Genomic DNA, 14,589 nt, shown 5'->3' with positions numbered 1-14,589 from the left:
GACGCCCTGCCGCCGCGTCTGCCCCGTCGCCAGAATCCGCACATGCACATGCTGGAGGCCATGCTGGCCTGGCAGGCAGTGGCGCCTGATTCTGCTTTTGAAGCGGCGGCGCGCGTATCGCTGGACCTGTGCCGCGACCATATCGTGGTCGATGGCGCGATCCGTGAATATTTCACTGAAGCCTGGGCGGTCGATCCGAAGACGGGCCACATCATCGAACCGGGCCATCTTGAGGAATGGGCCTGGCTGTTGCGTCATGCTCAGGGGGTCGGTTTTGATGTTGGCGTAGAACCAGAGGACCTGCATCGCCGGGCGGTGGCGCAAGGCCAGACGTCGCTTGGCATGATCCGCGAGATCGGTCCGTCAGGCGTTGTTCTGGACGGTGGGCGCCGTCTGTGGGCCCAGACCGAGGCGATCCGCACGGGGTTGGCGTTTGGCGATGCCAATGTCTGTGACCTGGTCGACCGATTGTTGGCGACCCATCTGGCGACCGATGTGCAGGGGCTTTGGGCCGACAGTTATGACGTAGAGGGACGATCGCCTGAGGCGGCGGCCCCTGCTTCCAGCCTCTATCACTTGATGACCGCCTTTTCCGAACTGCTGAGACACCATCCATGAGCGGCGTGCCTGCGGCCTTCCTCGATCGTGACGGGGTACTGATCGAAGACTGCGGCTATCCGCACAAGCCGGAGCATCTGGTGTTGATCCCCGGTGCGGCCGAGGCCGTGCGGCGGCTGAAGTCTCTGGGCTATCTGACGGTCATCGTCACCAACCAGTCCGGCGTGGCGCGCGGTCTGTTCACTGAGGAACAGATGCACGATTTCAACGCCCTGCTGATCCAGCGTCTGGCGCAGGACGGAGGCGTGATCGACGCCGTCTATGCCGCGCCCCATCACGCCGATGCGGTGGTTGAACGCTATCGCCACCCCGACCATCCGGACCGCAAGCCTAATCCGGGAATGCTGCTGCGTGCGATTGCAGAGCATGGGATTGATCCGTCCAAATCCCTGATGATCGGCGATCAACCGACCGACGTAGAGGCGGCGCGGCGGGCGGGCGTTTCCGGCCATCTGTTCGAGGGCGGCGATCTGGATGTCTTCGTGCAGGGTCTGACCGCAGGCTGATCACCGCCGCGCTTCGCAATTCCTGACGCCGTGAATATATGGGCGTGTGAGTATTGCTGAGGGAGTTGGCCGTGGCTTTTGTTGAACGTCGCTGGACGTCGCCGGATGGACTGAGCCTGTTCGCACGCGACTATGCCCCCGGTCCCGGCGTGGCCCGGCCTCCGGTCATCGCCATTCACGGCCTGACCCGAAACAGCGCCGACTTCGAAGTCATCGCGCCGTTGCTGGCCCAGAGCGGGCGGAGGGTGCTGGCGGTGGATGTGCGCGGGCGCGGCCTGTCGGATCGTGCGCCTGATCCGATGACCTATACGCCGGACGTCTATGCTCGGGATGTGCTGGCCCTGATGGAGCAGGCGGCGATTGACCGGGCGGTCTTCTTGGGCACCTCGATGGGGGGGCTGATCACCATGGCCCTGACGGCAATCAAGCCCAAGGCCGTGGTGGCGGCCATCCTGAACGACATTGGCCCGGAGGTGGCGACCGAGGGTCTGACGCGGATCGCCAGCTACAGCGGTCAGCCGGTCGAGATCGAAACCTGGGCCGACGCTTCCGCCTATGCAAAGCGGATCAACGGCGTGGCCTTCCCGCATTATTCGGATGCCGACTGGGACGGGTTCGCGCGGCGTATCTTCCGCCAGCAGCCGGATGGTGAGATCGGTCTGGACTATGATCCCGACATTGCCGTGCCGATCCGTGCGGCGGGCGCCAAGGCGCTGGTTCCGAATCTGTGGCCCGATTTCCGGCGTCTGGCGAAGAAGAAGCCGACCCTGCTGGTGCGGGGCGGGAACTCTGATCTGCTCAGCGCCGAGATCGCCGACAAGATGAAGAAGGCCGCGCCGTCTATGGCCTATGTCGAGGTGCCTGGCGTCGGCCATGCCCCGATGCTGGACGAGCCGGAAGCGCGGGCGGCGATCTTCGAGTTTCTGTCAGAGGTGCAGTGAGGGGCGCTTGCGCCCTCACGCCGTCATCCGCCTTTAAATGCTGCGTCATCCTCGGGCTTGACCCGAGGATCGGATGCAGATCGGGCTGTGCGTCGCCTCGGACGCAATGCGGCGGAAGGCCCGGCCCTCGGGTCAAGCCCGAGGGTGACGCTCTCTGAAGTAGTTCTCAGTCCTTCGTCGGATCGACGCGGGATTTGTCGCCATAGGTCAGGGCCAGGAAGACGTCTTCCAGATCCGGGTCCTCAGTGGTGATGTCGGCGATGGTCACGCCGGCTGCGCGCACGGCGTTGATGACCTGTTCGACCGATGACTGACCCTTCTTGTAGGTCACGGCGAAGGCGCCGCCGGGACGGGCCGTGACGACAAAGCCGTTCAGGACGGGCGGAACCTCCTGCGGAGTTTCAGGTGTGACGACCACATTGCGGCTGTCCAGACGGCGCAGCAGTTGCGGCGTCGGCTCGCAGGCCACCACCTCGCCCCGGTTGACGATGGCGATGGTGTCGCAAAGCTCCTGCGCCTCTTCGAGGTAGTGGGTGGTCAGGACGATGGTGACCCCTTCCTCGTTGATGCGGCGGACATAGGCCCACAGCTGGCGGCGCAGTTCGACATCCACGCCTGCCGTCGGTTCGTCCAGGATCAGGATGGGCGGGTTATGCACCAGCGCCTTGGCCACCATCAGACGGCGCTTCATGCCGCCAGACAGGGCGCGGACATAGGCGTTGGCCTTGTCCGACAGGCCCAGCGCCGCCAGCAGTTCGTCGGAGCGGCGCTCGTTCTTTGGCACGCCGTAAAAGCCTGCCTGCACTTCCAGCGATTCACGCGGGGTGAAGAAGACGTCGGCGACGATTTCCTGCGGCACCACGCCCAGGGCCGCTGCGGCGTCGCGCGGCTCCTTGTCGATGTCGCGGCCCCAGATCTTCACCGAGCCTTCGGATTTTTTTACCACTCCGGCCAGAATATTGATCAGGGTCGATTTGCCCGCCCCGTTCGGGCCCAGCAGGCCGAACACCGAGCCGCGCGGGATCACCAGATCAACGCCCCGCAGCGCCGTCTTGGGCGCAGCCTTTTTGGAGCCGGCATAGGTCTTCTTGAGGCCCCGCACCTCGATGGCGTTGTCGGGCAGGGCGTAGGTCTCGGGCATGGTCGGGCAAACTCGGCGCAGAAAGGCGAGCGCATAGGTAGGGGGCGGATGCGGGTTCGCCAACCCGGTCTATGTCGTCAGACAAACAGGCGTGTCTTTTTGTAAAGCGTACTTGACTAAAGATGTGGGTATGTCTAGTTTCCTTGTCATAGGGACAAATCTGCTTGACGGAGAAACGCCATGACGAACCGCAAACCCCTGACCCGGACCCGCCTGATCGGCTTTGCTGCGATGGCTGTGTGCGCCCTCGGCTATGTCGGCGCCGGGCTGGCCCTGCTGGCGGGCAAGGTGGATTATCTGGACATGACCCATGCGGCGCTGGCGGCGGCCAGTCTGGCCCTGATCGGCGAAATCGGCCTGTGGGTCGGCGCGGCCTGCCTGGGGCTGACCCTGTTCAAGAAACGCAAGGCCATGCTGAACCGTCTTCTGCGCCGCCCGGTCGCAGCCGAGGTTTGACCTGACCGTCCGGTCCGCCTAGGAACGGCGCGAGCCTTCCAGACCCGGACCGGACCATGCCTCCCCGCCATCCCGACGCCATCATCCCTCCGCCCGAAGAAGTCGTGGTTTCGACCAAGCGCGTCGCGTGCGACGGCGGCGGCGGCGCACTGGGCCATCCGCTGGTCTATATGGACATGGGCGCGGACGACTTCATCGAGTGCAGCTATTGTGATCGCCGGTTCGTTCTGTCGGCCCATTCGCACGATGAGAGCGAATATCTGAGCCCGGCCGCCCGCGCGCCCGAGGCCCACTGATTTTCTGTTGCGGCGCCTGTTTTCTGGGCGTCGTCACCTCAGTTGAATCGCGGTCGCGCCTGCTCCTGTCTATAGAGGGCGCTGACTTGCGCCCTCCCCGGCACGGAGACTGAACCCTTGCGTTATCTGCACACTATGGTCCGCGTGAAGGACCTCGACGCCTCGCTGCACTTCTATTGCGTCCTGCTGGGCCTGCAGGAGGTGCGCCGCACCGAGCATGAGGCCGGGCGGTTCAGCCTGATCTTCCTGGCAGCACCCAAGAATCTGGAACAGTCGGCGGCGGAACGCTGTCCTGAGCTGGAGCTGACCTTCAACTGGGACGCTGAGGATTATCCGGGCGGGCGCAACTTCGGCCATCTGGCCTATAAGGTCGATGACATCTATGCCGCCTGCCAGCGTCTGGCCGACGGTGGCGTGACCATCAACCGCCCGCCGCGCGATGGCCATATGGCCTTCGTCCGTTCGCCCGACGGCATCTCCATCGAACTGCTGCAGGAAGGCGAGCCTCTGGCGCCCGCCGAGCCCTGGGCCTCCATGCCGAACACCGGGGTCTGGTGAGAATGCGGACGGCGTTGACGCTGGCTGCGGCGGCCCTGACCCTTTCAGCCTGCGCCTCCACGACAGAGAGCAACATCGGCCGCACCGCGACCGAGCAGCTTCTGCTGGCCCGCGCCTCGGACCATGCGGTCGAGGGCCTGTCCCTGCCCCTGCCTGCGGCCTCTGCGGTCTTTGTCGATGACGCCTATTTCCAGGGCGAAGGCAGCCGGTACGCCGTCAGCGCCATCCGCGCCGCCCTGTCCGACGCCGGTTTTCGCATGGCCCGCACCAAGGATGAGGCGGACGCCGTGTTTGAGATCCGCGCAGGCGCCCTGTCGCTGGAGCAGATGCGTCGCGTCTTCGGCCTGCCGGATATGCGTATCCCGATCAATGAGAGCCTGAACGTCGTCTCCCTGCCGGAGCTGTCGGCCTACAGCTATCGTGACCGGGTCGGCGTCGCCGAGTTTTCCGGCTTCCTCTACGAGGCCAAGACGGGGGCGCCGCTGGGGGCCGTCCTGCCCATGATCGGCGCCTATCGCATCCGCAGCCACAAGGCCTTCATGGTGGTGTCATGGGGCCAGCAGCAGGCTGTGCCGGGCCAGCGTGATCCGGGATCGAGCTGGAAGGAATTCTAGCGGCTGACGCGGAGGCTTTGGCCGCCTATGTTCCGGCCATGACTGACGCTGCTGCTCCCGAGACCGAATCCGCCCCGACATCGGAGGCCCCCGCGCTGCGTCTGTGGATGATTGACGCCTCGGCCTATATCTTCCGCGCCTATCACGCCTTGCCGCCGCTGACGCGCAAGTCAGACGGCCTGCCGGTGGGCGCGGTTCAGGGCTACTGCAACATGCTCTGGAAGCTGCTGCAGGACATGAAGGGCGCGGACGGCCCGACCCATCTGGTGGCCATCTTCGACCACTCGGAAAAGACGTTTCGCAACACCCTGTATGATCAATACAAGGCCCACCGTCCGCCGCCGCCCGAAGACCTGATCCCGCAGTTCCCGCTGGTGCGCGAGGCGACGGCGGCGTTCGGCGTCCATTGTGTCGAACTGCCCGGTTACGAGGCCGACGACCTGATCGCCACCTATGCCTGCAAGGCGCGTGACGCGGGCGGCGAGGCCGTGATCGTGTCGTCCGACAAGGACCTGATGCAGTTGATCGGCGGCGGCGTGGTCATGTGGGACCCGATGAAGGACCGGCGTCTGGCCGAGCCGGAAGTCTATGAAAAGTTCGGCGTCGGGCCGGAGAAGATGGTCGATCTGCAGGCCCTGATCGGCGACAGCGTCGATAACGTGCCGGGCGCCCCCGGCATTGGTCCCAAGACGGCGGCCCAGTTGCTGGATGAATACGGCGATCTGGACACCCTGCTGGCGCGGGCGGGCGAGATCAAACAGCCGAAACGCCGCGAGACCCTGATCAACTTCGCCGACCAGATCCGTCTGTCGCGCGAACTGGTGCGCCTGACCTGTGATGCGCCTGCGCCGGAAGCCATCGCGGATTTCGCCGTGCGTGATCCCGACCCGGCGACGCTGTCGGCCTTTTTGGAGACGATGGAGTTCCGTTCGCTGCAGCGCCGTGTCGGCGACGGCAAGGCGGGCCCCAGCGAGGTTTCGGCCTTTGCCCCCAAGCGCGCGCCCAACCTGAACGCGCCGGTGGCGACCCATCGCTATGGTCAGGAGGCGACGGCGCCCGCCGAGGTCCAGACCTTCGATCACGCCGCCTATGAATGCGTCCAGACCGAGGAGGCGCTGGACCGCTGGATCGCGCGCGCGACCGAGGTCGGCTTCGTTGGCTTCGATACCGAAACGGACGCCCTGTCGGCGACCCATGCGGGCCTGTGCGGCGTGTCGCTGGCGGTGGGGCCGAACGAGGCCTGCTATATTCCCCTGACGCACGCGCATGAGGCGCAGGCGAGTTCTGGCGATCTGTTCGGTGCGCCAAGCGAAACGCCCGAGGCCATCCCCCAGATCGACAAGACGACGGCGCTGGCCAAGCTGAAGGGGCTGCTGGAAGACCCGTCGGTTCTGAAGGTGCTGCAGAACGCAAAATACGACATCGCTGTCATGGCGCGTCGGGGCATCCGGGTCGCGCCTTACGACGACACCATGCTGATCTCCTATGTGCTGGAGGGCGGCATTCACGGGCATGGCATGGACGAGCTGTCGCGCCTGCACCTGGGCCATGAACCGATCACCTTCAAGTCGGTGGCGGGTACGGGCAAGAGCCAGAAATCCTTCAAACACGTGGCTCTTGAACCCGCGACGAAATACGCGGGCGAGGATGCGGACGTCACGCTGCGTCTGTGGCGCATTCTAAAGCCCCGTCTGGCCCGCGAAGGCCTGTCCACCGTCTATGAGACGCTGGAGCGGGGGATGCCGACCGTGCTGGCGGACATGGAGTTGAACGGCATCCGCATCGACCCGGACCGGCTGAAACGCCTGTCCAGCGAGTTCGGCCTGCGCATGGCCGAACTGGAGGCTCAGGCGCACGAGATCGCCGGGCGGCCCTTCAACATCGGTTCGCCCCGTCAGATCGGTGAAATTCTGTTTGGCGAACTGAACCTGCCGGGCGGCAAGAAGACCGCGTCCGGTCAGTGGGGCACTGACGCCAGCGTGCTGGAAGACCTGGCCCTGACCCACGACCTGCCGCGCGTCCTGCTGGACTGGCGCCAGCTGTCCAAGCTGAAGGGCACCTACACCGACGCCCTGATCGCCGCCGCTGATCCCAAGACCGACCGGGTCCACACCTCCTATCAACTCGCCGCCGCCTCGACCGGACGTCTGGCCTCCAGCGATCCGAACCTTCAGAACATCCCAATCCGCACCGAGACAGGCCGCGAAATCCGCCAAGCCTTCATCGCCGCGCCCGGCCATGTCCTGATCAGCGCCGACTACAGCCAGATCGAACTGCGCCTCCTGGCCCATATCGGCGACATCCCCGAGCTGAAGCGCGCCTTCAAGGCCGGGCTGGACATTCACGCCGCCACCGCGTCCGAGATGTTCGGCGTGCCGGTCGAGGGGATGCCGTCCGAGACGCGCCGTCGCGCCAAGGCCATTAACTTCGGCATCGTCTATGGCATTTCCGCCTTCGGTCTGGCGGCCCAGCTGGGCATCGATCAGGGCGAGGCCGGGGCCTATATCAAGACCTATTTCGAACGCTTCCCCGGCATCCGCGGATACATGGACAAGACCAAGGCGGAGGTGCGTGAGGCGGGCTTCGTCTCCACCGTCTTCGGGCGTCGCATCCATATTCCGGCCATCCACTCCAAGTCGGGGGCGGAACGCCAATTCGGCGAACGCGCGGCCATCAACGCCCCGATTCAGGGCGCAGCCGCCGACATCATCCGCCGGGCAATGATCCGCATGCCGGGCGCCTTGGTCGACGCCGGACTGAAGACGCGGATGCTGTTGCAGGTGCACGATGAACTGGTGTTCGAAGCGCCGGAAGCCGAGGCTGAACGCGCCATCACGGTCATCAAGCGGATCATGGAGAATGCCTCCGATCCCGCTGTCGCCCTGACCGTGCCGCTGGTGGTCGAGGCCCGCGCCGCCGCCAACTGGGACGAAGCCCACTGACGCCGGAGGCCGCCTTATGACCCTGCGCCAGCAGCATCTGTGGATCGCCATTGTCACCACGCTCGGCGTCTGGGGCCTGTATGGCTGGCGGTTGATCGAACACATCCGGCTGGGCGATCTGGCCCGGTCGGGGTTCGCGGGCAAGATGGGCGGGCTGTTCCTGCTGGGGCTGGTGCTGATTGTCGTCGCCGAGGGGGTGCTGACGGTGATCGCGCGGCTTCTGCCCCATCCCGACACGCGCGAGGGGGCGGCGGAACGCAAGGCTACGCTGCAGGCCAGTCATATCTCGCTGATGGCCCTGATCGGCCTGATCACCCTGACGGCGGCGGTGCTGTTCGTGATGGGCTGGATCGATCAGCCGGTCCTGTCACGACTGCTGACCGCCGTGACGCCAGCCAATCTGCTGGTGCTGATCGCTAACGGCCTGATGGGCTGTATCGTCGTGTCCGAACTGATCCGCTTCTCCATGACCCTCGCCCTGCTGCGGGCAAGGCGTTAGATCACCGTCAAAAGAGGAAACATCGCCATGGCCGACGCCTATTCCAACCTGCTGATCGAACGCCACGAAGACGGCTATGCGGTGGTGACCCTGAACCGGCCCGAGGCGCTGAACGCCCTGAACTCGGCCCTGTTCAAGGATCTGGCCGACTTCCTCGACAGCGTCGAACATGACGACAGCGTACGCTGCCTGATCCTGACCGGCTCGGGCGATAAGGCTTTCGCCGCCGGCGCTGACATCAAGGAGATGGCGGACCAGACCTATGCCCAGATGTATGCAGGGAATTTCTTCGCACTGGGCCATGACCGGATCACCCGGTTCAGGAAGCCGATCATCGCCGCCGTCAACGGCTTTGCTTTGGGCGGCGGGTGCGAACTGGCCATGTTGTGCGACTTCATCATCGCCAGCGACAAGGCCAAGTTCGGCCAGCCCGAGATCAATCTGGGCGTGGCGCCCGGCATCGGCGGGTCGCAGCGCCTGACCCGTCTGGTGGGCAAGTCCAAGGCCATGGACATGGTCCTGACTGCCCGGATGATGGATGCGGCAGAGGCTTTAGCGTCCGGTCTGGCTTCGCGGGTCTTCCCGCACGAGACGCTGCTGGAAGAAGTGCGCAAGATCGCCGCCAAGATCGCCTTCCAGAGCCCGCTGGCCGTCATGGCCAACAAGGAGATGGTCAATGCCGCGCTGGAGACGACTTTGACCCAAGGCGTGCAGTTCGAACGCCGCTTGTTCCACTCCCTGTTCGCCTTCGAGGACCAGAAGGAGGGCATGGCCGCCTTCGTCGAAAAGCGGAAGCCTGACTTTAAAGGACGTTGATCCGTCAACCGATTGCCGCGTTCCGGCGTTAGAGACGGATCATGATCCGTCTCTTCGCTACGCTGTTTGCGTCCCTGCTCCTTGTCCTGCCGGTCGCCGCCTGCGCCCAGACCGTGCCCGGCATTCCCTTCACGCCGTCGGCGCCGCCCGCCTTCCAGTCGAACCGGATCATCGTCGAGACGCGCGGGACCGGCCCGGACATCATCTTCATTCCGGGTCTGGGTTCGACCGCAGACGCCTGGCGCTCGACGGCGGCCCAGCTTCAGGGACGGTATCGTGTTCATCTGGTCACCCTGCGCGGGTTCGGCCAGACGGACATCGGCGGCAACGCCAGCGGGGGTCTGGCTGGGCCTGCCGCCTCCGAGATCGAACGCTTCATCCGTACACAGAAGATCGAGCGTCCCGCCGTCATCGGCCATTCTCTGGGTGGCCAGATCGCCATCCGTGTCGCCGCCGACATGGGCGACCGGATCAGCCGGGTCATGGTGGTGGATTCGGCCCCCTTCTTCCCGGCTCTGGTCGATTCACGCGTCACGTCCGACCAGATCGAGCCGATGGCGCGGCTGGGTTATCAGGCTCTGATGCTGTTTGGCGATCAGGCGCTGAAGTCGCAGGTGGCCAATCTTGGCGGCGACCTGGGCCTTGCGGGCGACATGGTGTTCGGCGGTCTGGGTCTGCAGGGCGGCGACCGGCGGGTGTTGGCGCAGGGCCTGTATGAGGCCCTGACCGTCGACCTGCGCTTGCGCCTGCGTCAGGTCACGGCCCCCATGACGGTGGTCTATGGCTGGACCCCGGACACCAACAGCCCTCGAAATCGGCTGGAGGGCCTGTACCGCTACGGCTTCAACAACCTGCCCCGACCCGCCCGTTTCGAACGCATCGAAGGCGCCGAACATCAGGTGATGATCGACCAGCCAGCCCGTTTCCAGGAAGCCGTCGAGCGGTTTTTGAACTAACCCAGCGCGCCCAGCGTCTCCAGTACGCCCTTGCCGTAACGGTCCAGCTTCGACTGGCCGACACCGGACAGGGCGCCCAGGCTGGCCATGTCGCCGGGCTCGGCGTGGGCGATCTCCAGCAGGGTCTTGTCCTGGAAGATGACATAGGGCGGGACGTGCTGTTCGGCGGCGCGGTCGCGGCGCCAGGCGCGCAGGGCCTCGAACCGGGCGCGGACATCGGCGTCCATCGTCTCCAGCGCAGCATTGCGGCCCTCGCCTGTGCGGTCGCGACGACGGGGCGCGGTGTCGGCGCGGAGAGGGGCGCGGCGGACCTCGACCTGACGTTCGGACTTATAGACGGCGCGCACAGCCTCGGCGTCGCCTAGGCCGACCAACGGCTTGCCGTCGTTGGGGTCTTCGACCAGCAGGCCGTCGAACAGCAGGTGATCGACGATCTCGCGCCATGAGGTCAGCGAGATTTCGCGCCCGATGCCCCAGGTGGATAGTTGCTGCTCCCACGGCTGCACATCCTTGGTGCGGCCCGTCAGGTGATCAACGACGCGGTTGCGCCCGAAGCGTCCGCCCAGACGCTGCACCGCCGCCAGCGCCTTTTGGGCCGGGACGGTGGCGTCATAAAGCTGGGGCGGGTCGCCGCAGATGTCGCAGACGCCGCAGGGCTGGGCGTCCTGTTCGCCGAAGTATCGACGCACCGCCTGCGGGCGGCAGACGCCGCCGTCCAGCATGGCGAACAGCTGACGGGTCTTTCGAACCTGAACCTGTTTGATCTCCTCGGCCATCGGGCGGCTGTCGAGACGGCGCAGCGACCAGGCGATGTCGGACGGGCCATACAGGGTGATGCCCTCTGCCGGTTCGCCGTCGCGGCCAGCGCGCCCGATCTCCTGCCAGTAAGCCTCAAGACTGCCGGGCGGATCTGCATGGATGACGAAGCGGACGTCGGCCTTGTCCACCCCCATGCCGAAGGCGATGGTGGCGACCATGACAGCGCCGTCCTCGGCCAGAAACCGCTCCAGACGCTTGTCGCGTTCGCGCGTGTCCATGCCGGCGTGATAGGCGATGGCGTTGGTTCCGGCGTCACGCAGAGCCTGGGCCACGCGGTCACAGCCGTCGCGGCTGCCGCAATAGACCACGCCCGACTTGCCGCGCCGTTCGCGCACCAGTTCGATGACACGGGCGTCGGTCTTGGCGCGCGAGGCATTCTCCTTGCGCTCGGCCGACAGTTGCAGGTTCGGACGGGCGAAACTGTCGACGAAGACCTTGGCATCTTCCAGCCGCAGCGAACGCAGGATGTCGTCGCGGGTGCGGGCGTCGGCGGTGGCGGTGACGGCGATGCGCGGAACATCTGGGAACCGCTCGGCCAGAAGGCCCAGATTGCGGTAATCCGGGCGGAAGTCATGACCCCACTGGGACACACAGTGGGCTTCGTCGATGGCGATCAGGCTGAGCGGCAGTTCCGACAGCCGGTCCAGCATGGCCCCCGCCGCCAGACCTTCGGGCGAGACATACAGCAGGTCCAGTTCGCCGGACCGCGCCGCCGCCCAGATGGCCGAACGCTCATCCAGCGAGACGCCGGAATCCAGACGCGCGGCGGCGACGCCCTGCTGTTTCAGCGCCTCGACCTGATCGGTCATCAGGGCGATCAGCGGCGACACCACCAGACCCAGGCCGGGGCGCAGGATGGCGGGGATCTGATAGCAGACGCTCTTGCCGCCGCCGGTCGGCAGGACGGCCAGCACATCGCGCCCGGCTAGAATCTCCGTCACCACCTGCCCTTGCAGCCCCCGGAAGTCACCGTGGCCCCAGACGCGGGCCAACAGGGCGCGCGCGTCTTCCAGCGTCTGGCTCTCCGCATAGGTGGGCAGGGTCTGCGTGGCGGACATCCTTCAGTCGTGCTCTGTTTGTTCTATCAACGGGATCCGCCCGACCGTCTGCACGGCCGGGCGGCTCGACGCCGATCAGGCGTAAGTCTTAATGGGCGGGGGAGGCGGCGAACTGACCACCGACGCGGTATTTCCACAGATAGGTCGGGGCGGTCGATTCCATGCCGGTCGTATGGGTGACGCCCAGATCGGCCAGGGTGGCGGCGTCCGGCGACACGACATTGTCGTGCTCCAGCATCAGCACCTGATCGCGGGTCAGCGGCGGGGTGACGCCCAGAATGCCGACCAGCGACAACAGCGAACCCAGCGGCTTGGCCACGAAGAAGGGCAGGGGCGCCAGGAGGCGATTGCGGCCCGTCTCGCGACGCACCAGCTCCAGCACTTCCCGGAAGCTGGAGGTCGACGGCCCGCCCAGCTCGAAGGTCTTGCCTGCCGCATCGCCACGAATGACGCTGCGCGCAATGGCCTCGGCGACGTCGCCGACATAGACGGGCTGGAACTTGGTTTCGCCGCCGCCGATCAGCGGCAGGACAGGCGAGAAGGTCGCCATGGCGGCGAAACGGTTCAGGAAGCCGTCGCCCGCACCGAACACCAGCGACGGACGCAGGATCACCGCGTCAGGATAGACGGCGCGGACCTCAACTTCAGCCTGAGCCTTGGAGCGGCCATAGGCGGAGGCGCTGTTCGCGTCGGCGCCGATGGCGGAAATCTGGACCAGACGTTTGACGCCCGCAGCCTTGGCGGCCTCGGCGATGGTCTTGGCGGCCTCGACGTGAACGGCCTTGAAGGCGCGCTTGCCGCCGCCTTCGTGCAGAACACCAACCAGATTGACCACGGCGTCCGAACCGCGCACGGCGGCGGCGACGTCATCGGCGCTTGTGATGTCGCAGCGCAGGAACTGGATCTGGCCGGGATCACCCAGCGGCTGGATCTCGATTGCCAGGACGGGGTTGCGCACGGCGATGCGAATGCGCCAGCCGCGACGGGCCAGGGCGCGCACGGCCTGCGACCCGATGAAGCCCGATCCTCCGAAGAGGGTCACGACGCCGGGGGCGAGGTCAGCCATGAGAAATCTCCAGTCGAATTCAGTGTCGGCGGGATAGACGATAGGCCGCTGCGCCGCAACGCACATCAGGGGGCCGATCATTGACTGACCGACCCCTCATCCGTCTCGTTGCGCGATCCACCTTCTCCTGCAAGGGGAGAAGGAAGAACGGTTCAGGGGCGGCCCACCAGGGCGTCGACCGAACCGGCGGTGACGGGGTGATACAGCGGACGCGCCTCGGCATAGATGCGGCGGGCCTGAGCGCGGCCCCAGTCGCCTTCGTTCCACAGGGTCTGGAACAGCGGCAGGACGAATTTGCGGCGGCCCTGGCTGGTCAGGAACTTTTCGGCCGTGGCGACCGAGGGCTGGTAGCGGTGGGCCAATGCGATCTGCAGCCAGGCGAAGACCAGTTCGCTGTTGCCCTCATTGGCCAGGTTCAGGGTCGATTGCAGATCAGCCAGCTGCGCGTCGGTCAGCCAGTCGGCGTTGGCGGCCAGACCTTGCGGACGCCAACTGAGGAAACGCTGACGCTGCTGAGTGTTCCAGCCGGACCACGGGATGGCCGAGGCTGGGCCCTTGTTCTGGAAGAAGGCGACGGCGGCGACATCCACCGGCGCAAAGGCGTTGGACACAGGGGCGACGGCGTTTGACGGCAGGCCGGGCTGATAGACCCATTCCTCCAGCTTCAGCTCGGTCTCAAGGCGCGCATCGCCCTTCACCAGATGCGCGCGGATGTCGTCCAGGAACATGGCCGTGGTCATCGGGCGATAGGCGTTGCGGTCGAAATAGCCGCGCATCCAGGCGTCGAACTTCTCACGTCCGGCGATCCGCTCGATGGTGCGCAGGAAGGCGGCGCCCTTGTCATAGGCGATGGTGTTCATGCCATCATCCGGGTCGCGGCCCGTCAGGTTCAGATGCAGTTTGGTGTCGTCGGCGGGCAAGCTCTTCAGTTCGTCCTGCAGGCCATCCCAGGCCAGAACCTGCTCCTGAACCGCCAGGTCATGACCATAGACGGACTCCATGATCCGGTTCTCGAAATAGGAGGTGAAGCCCTCGTTCAGCCAGAAGTCGTTCCAGGTGGCGTTGGTGACCAGGTTGCCCGACCAGCTATGCGCCAGTTCATGCGCGACCAGCGACACCAGCGAACGGTCACCAGCGATGATGGTCGGGGTGGCGAAGGTCAGCTTGGGGTTCTCCATGCCGCCGAACGGGAAGGAGGGCGGCAGGACCAGCAGGTCGTACCGGCCCCAGCGATAGGGACCGTACAGCTTCTCGGCGGCGGTCACCATGGCGGCGGTCGGCTCAAGCTCCCACTTGGCGGCGG

General features: G+C 65.7%; 15 protein-coding genes. 11 read left to right on the top strand and 4 right to left on the bottom strand.

What is annotated here, in order from left to right; genetic code table 11:
• The 3 genes from QZ281_RS17320 to QZ281_RS17310 form a co-directional block, all read left to right on the top strand.
• Positions 1–618 (top strand): AGE family epimerase/isomerase (locus tag QZ281_RS17320; protein WP_292230603.1); only part of this gene is annotated, 618 nt, incomplete at its 5' end.
• Entirely contained in the window at positions 615–1,124 is a 510-nt protein-coding gene (locus tag QZ281_RS17315) for an HAD family hydrolase (protein WP_292230600.1), read from the top strand. The genes QZ281_RS17320 and QZ281_RS17315, both read left to right, overlap by 4 nt.
• A gap of 71 nt (positions 1,125–1,195) precedes the next feature.
• Complete coding sequence (locus QZ281_RS17310; protein ID WP_292230598.1) at positions 1,196–2,065, top strand: alpha/beta hydrolase; 870 nt, start codon at positions 1,196–1,198, stop codon at positions 2,063–2,065.
• A 166-nt stretch (positions 2,066–2,231) separates the two neighbouring features.
• Here the strand turns inward: QZ281_RS17310 and QZ281_RS17305 are convergent, their stop codons facing one another.
• Entirely contained in the window at positions 2,232–3,206 is a 975-nt protein-coding gene (locus QZ281_RS17305) for an ABC transporter ATP-binding protein (protein WP_292230595.1), read from the bottom strand.
• A gap of 180 nt (positions 3,207–3,386) precedes the next feature.
• Between QZ281_RS17305 and QZ281_RS17300 the strand changes: the two genes are divergently transcribed.
• The 8 genes from QZ281_RS17300 (at position 3,387) to QZ281_RS17265 (ending at position 10,343) form a co-directional block, all read left to right on the top strand.
• Positions 3,387–3,662: a hypothetical protein gene (locus QZ281_RS17300; protein WP_292230593.1), complete on the top strand. Its 276-nt coding sequence runs from the start codon at positions 3,387–3,389 to the stop codon at positions 3,660–3,662.
• Positions 3,663–3,718: 56 nt separating this feature from the next.
• Positions 3,719–3,958, top strand: coding sequence for a zinc-finger domain-containing protein (locus QZ281_RS17295; protein ID WP_292230591.1), 240 nt, complete (start codon positions 3,719–3,721; stop codon positions 3,956–3,958).
• A 117-nt stretch (positions 3,959–4,075) separates the two neighbouring features.
• Positions 4,076–4,516, top strand: coding sequence for a VOC family protein (locus tag QZ281_RS17290; protein ID WP_292230589.1), 441 nt, complete (start codon positions 4,076–4,078; stop codon positions 4,514–4,516).
• A 2-nt stretch (positions 4,517–4,518) separates the two neighbouring features.
• Positions 4,519–5,130: a DUF6655 family protein gene (locus tag QZ281_RS17285; RefSeq protein WP_292230586.1), complete on the top strand. Its 612-nt coding sequence runs from the start codon at positions 4,519–4,521 to the stop codon at positions 5,128–5,130.
• Between the two features lie 38 nt (positions 5,131–5,168).
• Positions 5,169–8,072: a DNA polymerase I gene (gene polA, locus QZ281_RS17280; protein ID WP_292230583.1), complete on the top strand. Its 2,904-nt coding sequence runs from the start codon at positions 5,169–5,171 to the stop codon at positions 8,070–8,072.
• Between the two features lie 16 nt (positions 8,073–8,088).
• Positions 8,089–8,571: a hypothetical protein gene (locus QZ281_RS17275; protein WP_292230580.1), complete on the top strand. Its 483-nt coding sequence runs from the start codon at positions 8,089–8,091 to the stop codon at positions 8,569–8,571.
• 27 nt (positions 8,572–8,598) lie between these two features.
• A complete protein-coding gene (locus QZ281_RS17270; protein WP_292230577.1) occupies positions 8,599–9,387 on the top strand; it encodes an enoyl-CoA hydratase-related protein in 789 nt (262 codons plus the stop codon).
• A gap of 41 nt (positions 9,388–9,428) precedes the next feature.
• Positions 9,429–10,343, top strand: a complete 915-nt coding sequence (locus QZ281_RS17265) for an alpha/beta hydrolase (protein WP_292230574.1) — start codon at positions 9,429–9,431, stop codon at positions 10,341–10,343.
• On the opposite strand, the gene recQ is transcribed toward QZ281_RS17265, so the two are convergent.
• From recQ to QZ281_RS17250, 3 genes are all read right to left on the bottom strand, one after another.
• A complete protein-coding gene (recQ, locus tag QZ281_RS17260) occupies positions 10,340–12,220 on the bottom strand; it encodes a DNA helicase RecQ (protein WP_292230570.1) in 1,881 nt (626 codons plus the stop codon). The two genes, QZ281_RS17265 and recQ, sit on opposite strands and share 4 nt — an antisense overlap.
• An 88-nt stretch (positions 12,221–12,308) precedes the next feature.
• Entirely contained in the window at positions 12,309–13,286 is a 978-nt protein-coding gene (locus tag QZ281_RS17255) for a complex I NDUFA9 subunit family protein (RefSeq protein WP_292230568.1), read from the bottom strand.
• 152 nt (positions 13,287–13,438) lie between these two features.
• Positions 13,439–14,589: leukotriene A4 hydrolase C-terminal domain-containing protein (locus QZ281_RS17250; RefSeq protein WP_292230564.1), on the bottom strand; the 1,151-nt coding region annotated here is incomplete at its 5' end.

Source organism: Brevundimonas sp. (genome assembly GCF_018608325.1).
Lineage (GTDB): Bacteria > Pseudomonadota > Alphaproteobacteria > Caulobacterales > Caulobacteraceae > Brevundimonas.
This window is presented reverse-complemented; position numbering and strand designations above follow the sequence as displayed.